Source organism: Limnospira sp. PMC 289.06 (assembly GCF_032350395.1).
GTDB lineage: Bacteria > Cyanobacteriota > Cyanobacteriia > Cyanobacteriales > Microcoleaceae > Limnospira > Limnospira platensis.
In genome coordinates, this window is record NZ_JARPLC010000291.1 from 1 (window position 1) to 1526 (window position 1526).

Sequence of the window (1526 nt, forward strand, 5' to 3'; positions counted from 1 at the left end):
AATCCTGGGGTTGTGATTCCCAAAACTGGGGGTGGCTATCGCCGTTACCCTGACTTCCTAACTTTACTTATCCATTTCTGGGCTTACTATAAGTAATTTGTATGAGTTAGTTCGTTTTGACCTGGGGTTCCCTGCCTTATTTGGTATATTTCTATACCGAATGTTGGGACATATAAACAGTTATGAGGATGGTCAGGAGTGCGCTCCTTATATTCAACCAAGGGGTTGAAGTCCCCACCAGGCGGTTATTTCAGGTATTTCAACCCTATTTCATGCCTGAACGTCTCGCACTGCTTCTCTTTACTGTAGCAATGATTGCCTTGCGATGCAGCCTACACCCATTCGCTTCCAGATCCTTGAGTTACTGGCCCAAATTCATCTTGTCTGCGGGGTGGCGGGAACCGTTTTATATTCCCAAGGTATGGCGGTGGGGGTTTAATCCGGTTCCCAGAAACTGAATTTACGACAACAGGGAGAAAATCGCCAAAATCCCTACGAGTCTGGATTGGCTCGTTTCAACAAATCAGAGCGAATTAAACCACCCATCCAAGTCCAGTTTGTGCGTTCTTCTTTTGGTATAAAATGAGCCATGACAGTATCTGGACTACTTTGATAGAAAGTCTTAATTTCTGCCCGTGCCCACAGTCCCCAAGGCGCTCTGACCAGAATATGATCTCCGACCACAAACACCTCACCCTCAGAATTTTCAGCCTGGGGAAGTTTCACCGCCACTTTCGGCTTATGTTTAATGGGTTTTGAAGGTTTCACGGTGCGACTAGGAATGTGTTTGACAGTCCCAGTAGACCGAGAATGTTCTTGGGTGTTGGTAGTGGGCGATTCGGAACTAGGCTCAGGGGGTTTGTTTGGTCTAGTAACTGCTAAAATTTTGTGATTGCTATTCATTGACACTCCTGGATGCTACATCTCACCATATCCTTTGTTCCTATTTTGGCATCCTTGTTCCGCAAATCCAAGATGATATTTGGAACTTAACCGCTCAAAGATCTGGGTTTCCGGTAATAAAAGCCAAAATTCGGTCAAATTCAAAATTATCAGCGTTATGGTCGAAAGGGAAGTCACCTTCCCCAACTCCAATTCCAAACCGTACTTGAGACTTTCACCTCATACGGCTCCTGATGTGGATACCCCTTTTGTCATTGGGAACAGGGCTACAACCCCCTGCTTTATGACCTCAACTTTCGGAGCTATATACAACCACGTAGTCATTAACTCGCTCTCGTCATAAACACTCTTAGTTGTCGCAGTCTCTATATCCACACCGTGACTAGTGGGCATATCCTAACCATTACAGTTAGGCATTAGCTTTCAGTCACATCCTTTCCCCTTAAAGGCATACGCTTACACTTTTCACTACTGTGCAGTTACATCCTGCTGAGAACCTATGAGGGGTTTAAACGTTCCGTTTATACGGGCATTCCATCTTTAGACTTGTCCTGTCCACCGGGGTAATTTTAAAGGTCTGTGTAGGTAGTGAATGAAAACTCCTACTTTTCCCCTTGCTCTTG

General features: G+C 45.1%; 1 protein-coding gene. It reads right to left on the reverse strand.

The window, feature by feature from the left end; translation table 11 throughout:
• Positions 1 to 492 precede the first annotated feature (492 nt).
• Positions 493 to 903 (reverse strand): hypothetical protein, encoded by a 411-nt coding sequence (locus tag P5674_RS24580; RefSeq protein WP_006615824.1) that lies wholly within the window; start codon positions 901 to 903, stop codon positions 493 to 495.
• Between the last annotated feature and the right edge of the window lie 623 nt (positions 904 to 1526).